Annotated in this window: 13 protein-coding genes and 1 CRISPR repeat array; of the genes, 7 read left to right on the forward strand and 6 right to left on the reverse strand. The window is 58.8% G+C overall.

Features of this window, described 5'->3' with window-relative positions:
• Positions 1–124 precede the first annotated feature (124 nt).
• The 7 genes from C453_RS11000 (at position 125) to C453_RS11030 (ending at position 8027) form a co-directional block, all read left to right on the forward strand.
• Positions 125–1540, forward strand: coding sequence for an ABC transporter substrate-binding protein (locus C453_RS11000; protein ID WP_008324565.1), 1416 nt, complete (start codon positions 125–127; stop codon positions 1538–1540).
• A 98-nt stretch (positions 1541–1638) separates the two neighbouring features.
• Positions 1639–3210, forward strand: a complete 1572-nt coding sequence (locus C453_RS11005; RefSeq protein WP_008324566.1) for an ABC transporter substrate-binding protein — start codon at positions 1639–1641, stop codon at positions 3208–3210.
• The gene (nikB, locus tag C453_RS11010; RefSeq protein ID WP_008324567.1) at positions 3207–4157 is read left to right on the forward strand and encodes a nickel ABC transporter permease; all 951 of its coding nucleotides are present in this window, start codon (positions 3207–3209) and stop codon (positions 4155–4157) included. Before C453_RS11005 ends, nikB begins: the two co-directional genes overlap by 4 nt.
• Positions 4154–5044 (forward strand): nickel transporter permease, encoded by an 891-nt coding sequence (gene nikC, locus C453_RS11015; protein WP_008324568.1) that lies wholly within the window; start codon positions 4154–4156, stop codon positions 5042–5044. The genes nikB and nikC overlap by 4 nt, the downstream gene beginning before the upstream one ends.
• Positions 5045–5051: 7 nt before the next feature.
• The gene (locus tag C453_RS11020) at positions 5052–6143 is read left to right on the forward strand and encodes an ABC transporter ATP-binding protein (RefSeq protein ID WP_008324569.1); all 1092 of its coding nucleotides are present in this window, start codon (positions 5052–5054) and stop codon (positions 6141–6143) included.
• A gap of 19 nt (positions 6144–6162) precedes the next feature.
• A complete protein-coding gene (locus C453_RS11025; protein ID WP_008324570.1) occupies positions 6163–7302 on the forward strand; it encodes an oligopeptide/dipeptide ABC transporter ATP-binding protein in 1140 nt (379 codons plus the stop codon).
• A complete protein-coding gene (locus C453_RS11030; RefSeq protein WP_008324571.1) occupies positions 7299–8027 on the forward strand; it encodes an NAD(P)-binding protein in 729 nt (242 codons plus the stop codon). Before C453_RS11025 ends, C453_RS11030 begins: the two co-directional genes overlap by 4 nt.
• 53 nt (positions 8028–8080) lie before the next feature.
• A CRISPR array of direct repeats spans positions 8081–9651; the repeat unit is 30 nt; unit sequence GCTTCAACCCAACTAGGGTTCGTCTGTAAC.
• Positions 9652–9748: 97 nt separating this feature from the next.
• Here the strand turns inward: C453_RS11030 and cas2 are convergent.
• Genes cas2 through cas7b form a run of 6 tightly spaced genes read right to left on the reverse strand, consistent with a single transcriptional unit; the run spans position 9749 to position 16017 of the window.
• On the reverse strand, positions 9749–10012 hold the full coding sequence (gene cas2 / locus C453_RS11035; RefSeq protein ID WP_083881593.1) for a CRISPR-associated endonuclease Cas2: 264 nt from the start codon (positions 10010–10012) through the stop codon (positions 9749–9751).
• A gap of 2 nt (positions 10013–10014) precedes the next feature.
• On the reverse strand, positions 10015–11007 hold the full coding sequence (gene cas1b, locus C453_RS11040) for a type I-B CRISPR-associated endonuclease Cas1b (protein WP_008324573.1): 993 nt from the start codon (positions 11005–11007) through the stop codon (positions 10015–10017).
• A gap of 1 nt (position 11008) precedes the next feature.
• The gene (gene cas4 / locus C453_RS11045) at positions 11009–11569 is read right to left on the reverse strand and encodes a CRISPR-associated protein Cas4 (RefSeq protein WP_008324574.1); all 561 of its coding nucleotides are present in this window, start codon (positions 11567–11569) and stop codon (positions 11009–11011) included.
• Positions 11566–14154, reverse strand: a complete 2589-nt coding sequence (locus tag C453_RS11050) for a CRISPR-associated endonuclease Cas3'' (RefSeq protein ID WP_008324575.1) — start codon at positions 14152–14154, stop codon at positions 11566–11568. The genes cas4 and C453_RS11050 overlap by 4 nt, the downstream gene beginning before the upstream one ends.
• Position 14155: 1 nt before the next feature.
• The gene (gene cas5b, locus C453_RS11055) at positions 14156–14959 is read right to left on the reverse strand and encodes a type I-B CRISPR-associated protein Cas5b (RefSeq protein ID WP_049907642.1); all 804 of its coding nucleotides are present in this window, start codon (positions 14957–14959) and stop codon (positions 14156–14158) included.
• A 2-nt stretch (positions 14960–14961) separates the two neighbouring features.
• Positions 14962–16017 (reverse strand): type I-B CRISPR-associated protein Cas7/Csh2, encoded by a 1056-nt coding sequence (gene cas7b, locus C453_RS11060; protein ID WP_008324577.1) that lies wholly within the window; start codon positions 16015–16017, stop codon positions 14962–14964.
• Positions 16018–16019: the final 2 nt, after the last annotated feature.

The following is a 16019-nucleotide window of genomic DNA, read 5'->3' on the forward strand; positions in this document are numbered from 1 at the left end:
TGGACTCTCGGCTGGTGTCTCTGGGCTGATTGCAGGCTGTACTGGCTCGCAACTCAGTCTCGGCTCCGACTCTGACACGGGGGCCAGCACCGACTCGCAATCTAGTTCTGCCGAGTCGTTTACCGTGGCACTCGCCCGCGACCCGACACGAGAGAAGTGGGACATCTACGGCGGTGTCACGCCGTACTACACGCACGTCTTCGAACCGCTGGTGGACACGACAGCGAACATGAAGACTGCACCGTTGTTGGCGACCGAGTGGGAGGCGGTCGACGAGACGACGTGGGAGTTTTCGCTTCGGGAGGGCGTCACCTTCCACAACGGTGATTCACTGACCGCCGACGCGGTCGTTAGCTCGTTCGACCGCGTCTTCGAGCAGTGGTCGTGGGTTCCGGGTTGGATTGGCGTCGAACCCGACGGCGTCACGGCAGTCGACGACACCACGGTCCGATTTCAGACGACGGAGCACTTCCCTGCGTTCCCGGGGACGATTTCGCACAACTACTTCGGGATTCAGCATCCCAACCCGAACGAGACACCAGTCGGAACGGGACCCTTCCAGGTCGAACACGTCGAAGAAGAGCAGTCGATAACGCTCACGCCGTACGAGAACTACCGTGGGGGGACTGCGGAACCGAGGGAACTCACGTTCAAGTGGGTCAAAGACCCGAATACGCGGGTGTTGTCGCTTCAGAAGGGCTCGGTCGATATCGCACAGCAGATTCCGAAGAGCCGGGCAACGGCGCTTGCCGACGCGGACGACACGGCTATCGAGACGCAACTCACTCCCGAGGCGGGGCTCGTCGCGGTCAACCTCTACACCGCACCGACCGACGACGAACAGCTTCGAAAGGCACTCAATTGGGCGGTCGACCAACACCAGATTGTCGAGCGCGTCTTGAACGGGATGGGAAAACCGGCCCGAGGGCCGATATCGTCGGTTATCCCGTGGGCTGTTCATGGCGACCTCTCACCGTACGGCCCCGACAGAGAGCGGGCGCGGGAGTTGGTCGAGGACTCTTCCTACAGCGGCGACCCGCTGTCGATTCTGATTAACAGCGAGAACACCGACGACAAGATGGTCGCACAGACGCTCTCGGGGTGGTTCGACGACATCGGCGTCGCGACCGAGATTCGACAGGTCGACCCGGCGTCGTTCTACGATACCTTCACCGCCGGCGAGGCACACCTGACGCTCGTCAGTTTCGGCTCGAACAGCGCCGCCTGTGATTACCTCGTTCGGGCGATGTTCCACTCGGAGGGCAGCGACAACCGAAAACGCTACAAGAAAAATGGAACCGGAATCTACAACCCCGGACCTGAGGTCGACCGTCTCATCGAGCGCGGCTATCGGGCTGAGACGCTGGCCGAAAAGCGCGAGCACTACGGTGCAGTGCAGAAACGAGTCGTCGAGACGGGTGCCGTTATCCCGCTGTACTACAACGAATCCGTCTTGGCCCGGCAGGCGACCGTCTCGGGAATCGATGGCCACCCAGTCAGCAACATGGCCGATTGGGCTGAACTCTCTCGGAGCGACTAGCATGCGCGGAACCAACCAGACGGGGGAGTGGTCCGCCGCCGACTCGACAAGTGCATCAATCCGAAACCGAATGACAGCGATAGAGTCGAAGCACATCAATGGTTGATATTACGAGACGGCAGACGTTGTTCGGACTCGCGACCGGCGTATCCGGTCTTGGTGGCTACTGGGCGCTCGGTGGCGACTTGGCACCCGGTGACGACGGAGCGCCCGGCGACGACCATGCGGAATCCGATACGGTCACCGTGGGGTCGCCGTGGACGCCGGATTCGCTGGACCCGGTCGTAAACGGGTGGCTCTGGCGTCGAATCAGCGTCCTCGAACCGCTGTTGACTGTCGATTACGACGCGACAGTAGCTCCCGGTCTCGCAACTGACTGGCGGCGAGTCGACGACGTGACGTGGGAATTCGACCTCCGTGAGGGCGTGACGTTCCACGATGGGACCGACCTCACGGCGAACACCGCGCTCCCCTCGCTCAGACGGGCGTTCGAGTCGAACTCGATGGCTTCCGTGCCAGTCGAATCAGTCGAGGCGGCCGACGACCAGAGAGTCGTTATTCGGACGGACACGCCGTTTTCGCCACTCCCGGCGCACTGTACCCGAGGCCAGACGTGTCTCATTTCACCGACCGCTATCACTGACGACGGGTCGGTCAGCGAACCAATCGGAACCGGTCCCTTCCAGTTCGAACGCTGGCAACAAGGGTCCAGTATCACGGCGACGGCTACCGCCGACTACCACGGTTCGGGGCCTCGTGTCGAGACGCTCGTCTACGAGGGAATCACCGACGACCAGACACGGCGGCTGAAACTCGAGAGCGACGAGCTAGACATGGCTCGAATTCTCCCGAACGAAACGGCCGACACGCTCGAATCACGCGACGGCCTCTCTGCTCACACGTACGAGATTCCGCGAGCCCGGTACCTCGTCTTCGATTTGGACTCGTCTCCGTTTTCGGACAGGCGCGTTCGCAGCGCAGTCATGCACGCGGTCGACCGCGACGCCATCGTCGAGAATATCCTGAGTGGCCTCGGCTCGGCGGCAGTCGGTCCGTTCCCGTCGAACATCACGGATTGGGCCGTCGACGACCTCGAACCGTACGAGTACAACCCGGACCGTGCGCGGAGTCTTCTCTCGGAGGCAGGCTGGGAACAGGACGGTGAGACTCGAACTCGCGATGGAGAATCACTCTCTGTGTCCATCTGGACCTACAATACCCGTCCGAAACTCCCCACAATCGCACAGGTGATACAGAGACAGCTTCAGGAGGTTGGGTTCGATGTCGAGGTCACACTCATGGAGTCGGCAACGATAAAAGAGCAGGCGAAAAGCGGCTCTTTCGACGCCGTGCTCTGGTCGAGTTCAGTACTGTGGTACCCCGACCCGGACCGACTGTCGGACTTCGTTCACTCGGAGACGGCGACGATGTTCAGCGGCTTCGAAAACGAGACGGTCGATAGACTCCTCGAAGAGGCACGGCGCACGAGTGACCGTGACGAACGGTTCGAACGGTACGCCGAGGTCCAGCGCATCGTTCAGCGCGAGGTCCCGATTGGCTGGCTCACGTACTATACGAACGTCGTCGGAACACGCGCCGACATCGACGGCTATCGCCCGCACCCGACCGAGTCCTGCTACCATCTAGAGAACATCACACGACAACGATGAACGGCTGGAAACTGGCCAGACGAGTGGCGACGATGCTCGTCGTCCTCTTCGGCGTTTCGGTGCTCACCTATGGACTCATCTTCGTCACGCCCGGTGACCCGGCGCGAACGATTCTGACCCAGCAGATGGGCGGCCAAACCCCATCACAGGAGGCGGTCGAACAGTTCCGGGTCGCGAAGGGCCTCGACGACCCGTTCCCTGTCCAATACGCCCGCTGGGTGGAGAACGCAGTTCAGGGCGACCTCGGACAGTCGTACTACAGCGACCAGGCAGTTACCGCGATGATAGCCACGAGGCTCCCGAACACTATCGCACTCGGTGTCGCGTCGATGCTCGTCGCGGTTGCGATTGCCGTCCCAGCCGGAATCGCGAGCGCGGTCGAGCCAGGGAGTCAGACCGACTACGCCGCACAATTTGGCGCGCTCGTCGGTGTCTCGATGCCGAACTTCTGGCTCGGCTATCTGCTCATCATCGTCTGTTCGCTCTGGCTCGACCTGTTTCCCGTCGCCGGCGCGGGCGGGCTCGAATATCTGGTCTTGCCCGCGTTGACGCTGGGTTCCGGCATGGCCGCCGTCATCGCCCGGTTAGTCCGAACGGCGATGCTCGACGTGCTCGACGACGCGTACATCCGAACTGCCCGGTCGAAGGGGTTACGCGAGCGAATCGTCGTCTACAAACACGCCCTCAGGAACGCGCTCGTTCCCGTCGTGACGATTATCGGACTCCAGTTGAGTTACGTCCTCAACGGGGCTGTCGTCGTCGAGGTCGTGTTCCAACGACCGGGACTTGGGACGCTCTTGGTGGACGCGATTTTCGCACGCGACTACCCGGTCGTACAGGGGGTGACGCTGCTCATCGGCGTCATCTTCGTAGTGACGAACTTCGCGGTCGACCTGACGTACAGCCGCCTCGACCCGCGAATCGATTTCGGGGGTGAACCGACGTGAGCGCGACCCAATCCGACCCACAGCAACGCCCGGCCGACAGTCGGAGCCGGTTGACTGACACGATTCGGTCGAACCGCCTCGCACAGGTCGGTGTCGTCGTCGTTCTCTTGCTGGCCGTGACCGCCGTGTTCGGCCCGCTCGTGTCGCCGTACGACCCAGTCGAACAGAACCTCGCTCACCAGTTGGAACCGCCATCACCGTCCCATCCACTCGGGACCGACCAACTCGGCCGCGACGTACTCACGCGACTGCTGTATGGGGCCAGACTGTCGCTCGGAATCGCCGTCGCCGTGACGGGCGTCCGACTCGTCGTCGGGACCGCGGTCGGCCTCGTCGCGGGCTACGCAGGCGGTTGGGTCGACGAAGCGTTGATGCGACTCGTCGACACGCTGTTAGCGTTCCCCGGAATCGTGCTCGCGTTGGTCATCGCGGGCGTTCTCGGGCCGAGTCTCGTGAACGTGATGCTCGCGCTGGCTGTCGTCGGCTGGGCGTCGTACGCCAGATTAGTCCGAAGCAACGTCCTCGCACTTCGAAACCGAGAGTTCGTCACCAGCGCCAGATTGCTCGGTCGGTCCCGGACACACGTCGTCGTCCGGCACCTGATTCCGAACGTCGTCGCTCCGGTCGTGGTGCTGGCGACGCTCGATATCGGTGGCGTCATTCTCGGGACTGCAGGGCTGTCGTTCATCGGACTGGGCGCACAGCCGCCGACGCCCGAGTGGGGGACGATGCTCGCGTCGGGACGCACGTATCTCCAGCAGGCGTGGTGGCTCGTCAACGCTCCGGGCGTCTGTATCATGATTACCGTCCTCGGGTTCAACCTCCTCGGTGACAGCCTCAGAGACATGCTTTCGCCGACACAGTCGGCGCAAATGGAGCAACTCTGAAGCAATTATGAGTGACCCATTACTCCGCGTCGAGGACCTGCAGACCCAGTACCACACCACTCGCGGGACTGTCCACGCCGTCGACGGCGCATCGTTCACCGTCGACCGCGGCGAAATCGTCGGCATCCTCGGCGAGAGCGGGAGCGGAAAGTCCGTCACGGCGCGGTCGATTTGTCGACTCGAAGACCCGGGAAAAATCGTCGATGGGGCGGTCACGTTCGACAGGACCGACCTCACGACCGCCGACGAGTCGACGCTTCGCCGGATTCGCGGCTCCGATATCTCGATGGTGTTTCAGGACCCGACCGAGACGCTGAATCCGGTGTCTTCCGTCGGCGAGCAGATTGCCGAGGCGGTTCGGATTCACGACACAGAAGAGCGCCAGCGACTCCTCGATTACCTCGGCGTGCCGCTGTTCCGAAACCGGTCGGCGTGGTCGGACGCACACGAACGCGCCATCGAGTTGATGGACCAGATGGATATTCCGAATCCTGAATCCCGGTCGTCCGCGTACCCACACGAGTTCTCAGGCGGGTTGCGTCAGCGTGCGGTCCTCGCCATCGCACTGGCGAGCGAGCCGTCACTTCTGATTGCCGACGAGCCGACGACGGCACTCGACACGACGACACAGGCCGACATCCTCCGACGGTTTCGTACTCTCCGAGACGAACGTGACCTCGGTATCCTCCTCATCTCTCACGATATCGGCGTCATCGCACAAACCTGTGACCGCGTCGTCGTGCTGTACGGCGGGCAAGTGATGGAATCTGGCCCGGTCGAGACCGTGCTGACCGAACCGGCGCACCCCTATACTCGAGCCCTGCTTTCGTGTTCGGTTCGAAACAGTGAGCCGGGTGAACGGGTTCGGTCGGCAGACGGTAGTCCACCAGACCCTGTTGGTGGTCACGTGGCCTGCCCGTTCGCCGACCGCTGTCAGTACGCGACGCCGACGTGTCGCGAGGGTCGCATTCCGACGACCGAACTCGACGACGGGCATCGAGTGGCCTGCGTGGAAGCACCGCTCGATGCGCCCGCCGAGTCGCCTCACCGACGGGCTCCACCGATGCCAGACGGAGGTGCAGACCGTGACTCCATCTGACGGTGCGAAGCAGCGTGTAGTGGACGAGAGTGAATCGGCGTCTGCAGCTCCGGTACTCGAGTTGCAGAACGTCTCGAAGTCGTTCTCGGGCGACCGGTCGCTCTTGGACCGCTTGCGTGGTCGCACCTCGGCCGCGAAAGCGGTCTGTGACGCATCGCTGGCTGTTCACAGCGGCGAGACCGTCGGTGTCGTCGGCGAGAGTGGCTGCGGAAAATCGACGCTCGCCAAACTCCTCACTGGTCAACTCACGCCGGACTGCGGACAGGTGCTCCTTGACGGGACTCCTGCTGGTGGGCTCGCGGAGCGGTCGCCCACACAGCGCCGCCGGGTTGGCGTCGTGCTCCAGCACGTACGCGGGAGTTTCGACCCTCGGTGGTCGGTTCGTCGGTCGCTCTCGGAGGCGCTCGACGGTCCAAACCCTGCCTCTCGCTCCAACTTCGATTCTACCCTCGACGACGTTTCCGGGTTGTTGCGTAGCGTCGACCTCTCACCGCAACTTGCCGACCGCTACCCCCGAGCACTCTCTGGCGGGCAACTCCAGCGCGTTGCGCTCGCTCGAACGCTCGCCCACGACCCCGACGTAATCGTCCTCGACGAACCCGTCTCTGGCCTCGACGTGGCGACCCAAGCGACGATTCTGAACCTGCTCGCTGACGTTCAAAACCAGTTCGGTGTCGGATACGTGTTCATCTCTCACGACCTCGACGTCGTCCGGTATCTCGCCGATAGGGTCGCTGTCATGTACGCCGGTGAGATTGTCGAATCGGGACCAGCAACACAGCTCTTCGACCAGCCGAATCACCCCTATACCGACGCGCTTCTCGGTGCGATTCCGAGTGACGACCCCAGAGACGATCCACCGAACCCGCTCCACGGCGACCCTCCAGACCCAACGAATCGACCGACTGGGTGTTCGTTCCATCCGCGCTGTCCCGCGGCGACGGCGGCGTGTACCGAGCGCCGCCCCGAGTTCGAGGCGGTTGGTGGCACCCGCGTTCGGTGTCTTCATGCACCGGATGCTACGAGCGACCGCGACAGTGACGACTACCATGGTGACGACCTCCACGGTGGCGACCACCGCAGTGACGACCACCGCAGCGACACACCCTCTGAAAGAGCGACTCACCAACCGGACGTGACCAACGCAAATCGACCATGACTGACAGCTCCAACACTGAGACGCCAGACAGCTACGACATCGCCATCGTTGGCGGCGGGCCAGCCGGTTCGGCAGCCGGTGTCTTTCTGGCTCGCGCCGACTTCGATGTCCTGTGTTTCGACCACGGCCGCTCCGCGCTTGGGAAGTGCGCGTTCCTCGAAAACTATCTCGGCTTCCCGGCCGGTATCTCGCCAGCCGCATTTCGCAACCTGATGCACGAGCACACCGACGCGGTCGGGTGTGAACGAGTCGAAACGGCGGTCGAACGAATCTCGAAGCACCCCTCAGGTAACGGATTTCGCGTTCACAGCCGAGATGCGGTGTTCGACGTTCGCTACGTTCTCGCGACATCGTGGGCCGAGACTGACTACCTCTCCCCACTGGGTGTCGAGACTGTACAAGAGGAACACCCGGGCGATGTCGAGGTGGTCGTGACCGACGACGACGGCGAGACCACCGTCGACGGGGTCTACGCCGCAGGTCGAATCACCGAAACATATCATCAGGCGCTCGTGAACGCCGGTGACGGAGCACGCGTCGCGCGGTCGATTATCGAGCGCCAGCGACCGAACTACTACAACGACTGGGTCGTTCCAGCGGGCTACTACGACCAGTTCGACAGGGCCGTTCCCGAGGGTGTCGAAGAAATCACGCACGACGAACGCCGCGAACGCGAGCAGCGTGCGACACGAGAGCTGGCTGCGTTCTTCTCTGACCGGGTGTAGCGGGTTCGGCTGTCTCTATCGAAGGAACTCGTGTTGGTCGGTGCGTGAGTGTTGCTTCAACCCAACTAGGGTTCGTCTGTAACCTGTTGGCCCTGTTCACTGCGTTGTTTATCGGCATGCTTCAACCCAACTAGGGTTCGTCTGTAACCAGCCGAATCGTGTGCTCGTCACGGCGGATGTACCGCAGGCTTCAACCCAACTAGGGTTCGTCTGTAACCGTACCCGAACTCCTCGGTCGAGCCCGTGAAGTGGCTTCAACCCAACTAGGGTTCGTCTGTAACGGGGGAATGTCCCCGATATCGGGCGTATCGAGCAAGCTTCAACCCAACTAGGGTTCGTCTGTAACGACGCTCGCCGAGGCGACCGAGACCATCGAAGAGTTGGCTTCAACCCAACTAGGGTTCGTCTGTAACCGCACGAGGGACTAAAACATGGCAATACTACTCGACGCTTCAACCCAACTAGGGTTCGTCTGTAACGGAAGAAGCCTTCGTGCATGCCTTCTTTCGTCGTCTGGCTTCAACCCAACTAGGGTTCGTCTGTAACTAGCAGCGACACGCGAGATATCCACGAAACACCTCATGGAAGCTTCAACCCAACTAGGGTTCGTCTGTAACGCGGACATCCCGTTGACGGTGGGGCCACCGCCCTGGAGGCTTCAACCCAACTAGGGTTCGTCTGTAACGGGACGCCTATCGGTGGCGCGCTCTCGACCCCACTCGGTGGCTTCAACCCAACTAGGGTTCGTCTGTAACTGCTCGACGAGGTGGCTTCGGAATACGACTACGGCTTCAACCCAACTAGGGTTCGTCTGTAACGTCTGTCGTCGACGGGTTTGCAGGTGCGACGGTGACTGCTTCAACCCAACTAGGGTTCGTCTGTAACTTACTGGGGATTCACTGACCAATCTCTCTGTTGTTGGCTTCAACCCAACTAGGGTTCGTCTGTAACGTCGAGTTGTCGAAGCGGTTCACCGGCTATACAGTTGCTTCAACCCAACTAGGGTTCGTCTGTAACCAACGGGGCCGATGTGCGTGAGGTCGACGTCATCCAGCTTCAACCCAACTAGGGTTCGTCTGTAACGCCACCTGGAGGCCGCCCGGTCGGCCGGGGCACATGACGCTTCAACCCAACTAGGGTTCGTCTGTAACCCGAGGAGTGCCCCGCCGTCATCGTCCTCGTCTGCGGCCTGCTTCAACCCAACTAGGGTTCGTCTGTAACTGCATTTCGACGTTCTTTATCGACACCACGTTCTCAGCGCTTCAACCCAACTAGGGTTCGTCTGTAACTGATTGGTCCGTCGGCAGCGGCGCTGTCGATTGGGCTTCAACCCAACTAGGGTTCGTCTGTAACAGTGATGCGCTCGTTTGCTGAGCCGGACACACTGTTCTTCAACCCAACTAGGGTTCGTCTGTAACGGCGAGTTGCATCCCGTCTGCAACGGGCTGTTGGGCTTTTCTTCAACCCAACTAGGGTTCGTCTGTAACGATAGATGTCTATTGCTTCGTCGTAATAGGTATCTGGCGGTCTTCAACCCAACTAGGGTTCGTCTGTAACACCTCAAATTCATCGTCGTCATGGACGAGTTCGACGGTCTTCAACCCAACTAGGGTTCGTCTGTAACCATGGCCGATTTGGCCACCACAGCCCTTCTACGTCCTGTTCCCACTCAAGTGTTTCCGTCGACCCCCAATACCCCCCAAACCCCCGGGGGGTCGAAGTTACAGAAACCGCGCGTCGTCAGTTGGGTCGTCTCCGATAACAGTTCGGTCGACATACTGAGCAGACCCAACGCGATAGATAATCACCGACTCCTCTGGGTTCAGCAGGGATTCAGTATGATTCCGAATCGTTTCTAAATCACCTTCGGTAACCTCGCCCTCGAAGACCGAGTTTTGCACATGAGTGAGATACTTCCGGAGAAAATTCAGCATCAATCGTGTTCGGTCTGCTCGCATGTCGTACACAACGATGAGATACACCACAGTCACCACCACCGCTTGAATGGGACATACTCCTCTCCAGTGAGGAGATGCTTTTTCAGTTTGTAGGCCTCGATTCGAAGGAGATACTGGTAGCTCACCTTCCGGTTCAATTGCGGGTGGTTAACTGTCTGCTCTAGCGTCTCCTCGAACGCTTTTGAGAACGTTTTTCGGCCACTCTCAGTCAACAAGCAGGAATTGAGCTCCGTTTCAAAATCCGATGGTGTCAGTTGCTTCCGATTGAGAAGCCGGAAAATAACTCGGTCTGCAAGCACCGGTTTGAACACGTCTGCGATATCGAGTGCCAGTGAGTATCGGCGCTCTCCCGGTTCGTGAAGATAGCTGACGGCTGGGTCGAGGGCAGTTGCGCGAATTCCTGAGACCACATTTGCATACACGAGCGAATTCCCAAACGAAATGAGACTGTTCGCCTCGTTCGTCGGTGGGTTATAGTGCCGCCCGTTGAACACGAACCCATCCGGGAGGATACTATCGAACGTTGAGTAGTAGGCACGCCGAGCGGTTGCCTCGACACCCATGAGTGCTTCGACAGTGTCCGTATTCTGGAGTCGATCGGCCGTCGAATCTAGTGTTTCGAGGGCCGAACCGAAGCTGTGCTCACGCGCGTCATAGTACGCGATGTTCGCTCGCATGTTGTGGATACTTCCGGCAACGAACTTCCGGGCAATCGTCGTCCGATGTTCAGCATCGTCGTAGGCGCGTACTTGTTCGACGAGTGTCTGTCCCGATGTTTGGCCTCGGTTTGGCATAACCGACCCGGCATAGTAATCCTTCCAGCCAAAGATGTGAATTGCCGTGCCGTGTTTGTTGAGGAACGACACAAGTCGCGTATTGTACTCAATTTGGCCGTGAAGGTAGATGGCTTCGGCCTTCTCGATTGGGAGGTATTTCTTTTCGCCGTCAAGAGTTACGAGACGGACAGTGTCGTTGTACCGTTCGAGACGCCCGTCGCTGAATATGTGGTAGTTTCGGTCCATCTTAGCAACTCCAACAAAAGTCGTGATAGGCGCACGACTCACAGACTTCTTTCTCCGATGCTGGCGGTGGCGAATCACTCGTAATGATCTCGTAAATCCCCCGGATTGCCGCTTCGACCCGTTGTTCGGCTTCAGCTGTCAATTCAATCGCTTCACGACGCCGTTCTGTCGGGTGGGCGAGAACCCCGGACTTCTCGACGCCGGCAACATGCTTCAGATACCACAAGTAGTACTGCAACTGGAGCTTTGCGGGGTCGACGAGTGCAGAGGAGGGTTTGACCTCCATCACTCGACCGTCATCGAGTACGTCGATTGCGATTGTACTATCGATGGACATGTGCCGTCGTTTCTCCCTGTATGCGGTTTCATCGACGTGCGTCCCACGAACGATAGCTGTATTTCCACGGTCAATCTCGACTTGCCGACTGTAGAACCACAGTTCGCGTTCACACACGACATAATACTGCATCATAACCCCAGTCACTCGAAACGAGTCGTCTACTGCGTCTTCCTTTGCCGCTCGTAAGAGTCGTGCAACTGGGTCCTGTGGTGCTTTGGTCATAGGAAGCGGTCCTCAATTGTCGTGTCTGGCACGACGAAGCCTGTGGTGTGATCGAAGTATCGCTCGAAGGTGTGCGATTCTGCACTGAGGACACGAAGCGACCGTTCTTTGTCGTGCCCAGCAAGCGGTCGAAGGTTCGTTACAGTCTTTGCCTCTGGTGAGTCGTCGCGGTAAATTGGTACTGAGACCCGAAGTGGTTTGGTCGCGTTGAGAAGTCGCTTGACCGTTTCGAAGTCGTAGTTGTCGTACGCCTCTTCGAGCGCGGAGACGAGGTCTTGATCCGACTGGGTGACAGCGATGAGGACATCAACTGTGTTTGTTTGTGTGATCAGGGATAGCCTACCCAGCGATTCGGCGTCAGCACTTTCGACGTACTTGCGGTACTGTTCTTTCCCAACGTTCTTGTCGTGTTGCAGTCGCCGGTAATACTCGTTCACTGCTGTCCGGGCCACTGCCTTGCCATCAAGTTTGGTTTTATCGCCACGGACAGAGTTAAGTGCCGCAGCAGTTACTGGCGTCAGGGACGGCCCATTGTTGTCGTAGACTGCTACTGCTGGGGTGTGGGTCTGCTCTGCCGGCTGGGCAAGCCACCAGATTGTAACGTTTCCTCGCTCCTGTTCGAACGAACGGTTACAGCGGCCTGCGGCTTGTACGATACTGTCGACTGGAGCCAAATCGCGATATACGTTCTCGAAACTGACGTCAACACCAGCTTCGACGAGTTGTGTTGTCACTGCAATGACTTGCACCCCAGCGTCACGCAACCGTTTGACTGTCTGAATTAATGCGAGTCGGTCAGTCGGCCGGAGTCGAGTTGAGAGATGGACAAACGCGCGCTTGGTGGATTGTCGAACTCGTTCGACGGTTTGTGTAACCGGGTCTGAAGCTCCACCGTGGAGGACCTCAAAGTACTGTTCGGCGAGGCTAACGGCAGCAAGTCGTTCCGTGACGGCTGCAGTCAATGCTCGTGCACTATCAATCGTATTGCAAATCGCGAGTAGAGACTCACCGGCAGCGGCCACCTCAACGATTTCAGTCGCTGCTGCGTCGTATCCAAGAGGCTGGTCCTCGCCCTGCAGGAAGCGGTCAATAGAGTCGTGGAGTCGATACTGAACACGTTCTGCAACCGAGAAATACTGCTCTGTCTCCGACACGAGGGGTTCTGCATTGGGGAAGAGTTCAGGTTGCGTCGCTGTCATCGAAATCACGGTTGCACCATATTGGTCAGTGAGGACTTCGACTAGCCTTGGAACGAGCTTCCACCAGTCGAGTGGGAGTGACTGTGGTTCGTCGAGTACGACCACACTGTTACGGAGCGCAGGAATCTTCATTGACTGCGTATTTCGCGGCCCAGCTAGACTTTCGAACAGTTGGACGAAGGTGGTTATCGTGAGTCCTGCTCGCCAGCCTTCCCCGAGCAGGCCTGCGATATCGTCGTTCAGGTCGGCTGCATCGTCGTCGGTGTTCTCAAACCGAGTTTCGGAGAGGTGATGGTGAAGCGCCAGCATCCCATCGGTCCCGTCAGTCTCGAAAATAGTCTGCACTTCTGCTCCGACCTGGTCGATAATACTTGTAAACGGTAATGCGTATACGATGCGGGCGCCATCTGTCCGGTCACGGATCTTGAAGGCAGCATTCAGTCCAGTGAGCGTTTTCCCCATCCCAGTCGGCAATGTAATCGTTGCAACGCGTGAGTCACCACTGACGAAGTCCGGAATCGAATTGAGGACGTCGCGGCGGGCGCGTGATCGGAAGTGGTTGAGTCGCTCGGTTCGAGTTCCCCCTGGGGTGGTCGTGGTCCCCGAGAGATCGTCGATATACTGTGTGAGTGTCTCAGTGCTAGGAGGTGCAGCACTGTAGACTGACCGTTTACGAGGCGCGCCAGCAGCACTCGTCTTATCGGCGAGTACGAGTGCCCCCCAACACTCCAGCATGAGGCCGTAGAACTCGTGGGTTAGAAAGTCCGGGTCTGTAATCGGACGCTCACCGTTGAGGGTGACGTGACTGGCAATCTCGTCGAAGAGCGATTCATCGTTGGCACAAGCCATCGCGAACGATTTCCACACACTGTCGTCACCAGTTGCTGTTTCGAATACCGCGGTCGCAAGAGTCGGTGCGTGCTGGTGAATGTCCACGACTTGGTGTTTAATTCGTCGCCGCGGTTCGGGGTCGGGTGACGATACGCGAGAGAAGAGATACGTAATCGCGTTTGGGAGCCGGCCATGGTGTTTTGCAACTGCAATAAACCCTGCAAGACACGTTGCTGTCGAGTGACCCGTCTCTCGTAGGACATAGTATGCCGCAAACGACCCGAGCGGCGCATGATATCTCAGGGCATCGTGCTTTGGATTTCCAGGGTACTCACCGATGTACTGTTGAAAATAGGTCGTTGCTTTCCCGATGTCGTGGACGAGTGCGAGTCGGCGAACGACACCCCGGACCGATTCGTCGTCTGGGGTTGTGGCCCCAGCGGGGAGGATCATATCGACGCGGTCCCGAACGTCACGGAGGTGGTCGAACAAGAACACACCGGGGCGGCCGTTCTCCGGAGGGTGTGAGTACCGGCGCTCGTACTCGGATGTCATCTCAAACGAACATCACCGTGTGACCATCGACGATGTTTGTATCTGGATCTCGGACGTGAATTGGTCCCGCGTCCGGGTTGTACGCGTAGCTCGTGAACCCTGTCGTTGTACGCCCACTTCCATCAGCTTGCATGAATGCAGGCGATTCTTCGATTTGGCAGCGTGTTTCCGTATCTGGAATGACACGGTCAACCGCGTTCGGCACGGCTGAGTCGACCGCAACGACACCAGTTGTTGGGTCATTCTCAACCTCAAACTGGCCGTGGTACCGGATATCTGCGAGGTACTCTGACAGCCCTAGGCTCGGAACATACTGTGATTTCCCTTGGGAAAGCATCTGGTGTAGTGCATCGAACTGGTCGGAATCACTCACCCAGACGTAGAGGCGATACGCCGGGTCAACAAGTACCTCGTAGTTATGCTGTTGGCGGGGTTTCGTCGGGTCCGGGAGCTTGATACTGATCTTTCCCCTGCTGTTTAGCGACTTCATCGACTCTGCCGCAGTCGAGAGGGTATTGACCGGCATGTTCATCGTTCTAAGTGGCTCGACAGGTTCGATCGCAATCGCAGACTCGCCGGGGGCAAATAGCCCGTAGTAGCCATCCCGTTCGATACCGAGCACCGCTGCAAGCAACCCAGCAACCGTCGTTCGGGGAATGATACGGTACGTCTGTTTGACGATATTTCCCTCAATACGACGGAAGTGACCCCATGGACCGCGAATTGTGAGCGAGAGACACCGCGGGGGCTCAACCGACTCGCTGTTGCGAGCTTTGTCCCACTCTGAGAGGCTCTGTTGGCTCACGGTTAGTTGGGTAACGTCTCGACGTGATCATCGTACACGTCAATGACGTGGACGGCATTTGCCCCGAGCGCTGCTTCGAGCGCCCCAATGAGGACTTCTGGCCCACCGACATCGCCATTCGAAGACACTGACAAGACATCACTCGTCGCAACGTGGACCTGCTCGATGCGACTTGCATTCTGCTCGAGTCGGTCAACAAGCGTATCGACCGCGAGCGTCAGGTCACGGATGTTTCTCAGTTCTTCAGGAGGCTTCGTTCGTCCGTCGTTTTGATCGAGTTCAAGGTCCTTGTCTAATCCACCGAGATGGAAGCTATCGTCGGCATACTCGACGCGAAGATAGAGACGTGGTTCTTGGCCGACTTTGCTCCGACTGATTGTTTGATTTTTCAGCGCTCGCCAGCAGAGTGTATCTAGCCGTTCGACATCTTCGGTTGTGAGCATCGTGTCTTCCGCAGCGTGTTCATCGACGAGTCCGTGGAACCGTATCAGACCGTATTGAATGCGGTGGTCGTCAAGTCCGAAGCCACCTTGTTCCTTTCCTTCCTGGGTCGCGATGACGCTGGTGAGGCTGTCGTATTCTTCGTTTTCATTCACCGCGTGCATAGACTTGCCGGGGGAGAATTGAACCGGACCAGTGAAGTGGTCAGGCAACGACCCATATGAATCATCCATATCGACGCTCATCGTCGCGCCAAAGTAGCGTACGTCGGCGCTCTCTTCGAGGAACGTCCGGAAAACTGCTTCAGAGAGCTCGTCGTTATCGTCGTAGTCGTCAGGGTCGACTGCTTTGAGGCGGTCTTTGAGTAATCTCTCGCGAGTGTACTGTTCACCTTCTTCTTGGACGTTTCTAATGTAGACCCCGTGCCCATCTGCATCTAGTTGATCGCGGAGATATCGCTTGAGGCGAACGTCGGTGACGATTGCCTGTTGGGTCTGTGGGTCAATCCGTGGCCGGTTTGCCCCGCTGAGGGGGTTGCCGTTTGGATTCGCGTCAACGGCATCGTACAGGAACACGATTTCTGAGCGGTTCTCGACGGTGTCTAGGTCTTCAGTCATGG

The organism is Haloferax elongans ATCC BAA-1513 (assembly GCF_000336755.1).
GTDB classification, from domain to species: domain Archaea; phylum Halobacteriota; class Halobacteria; order Halobacteriales; family Haloferacaceae; genus Haloferax; species Haloferax elongans.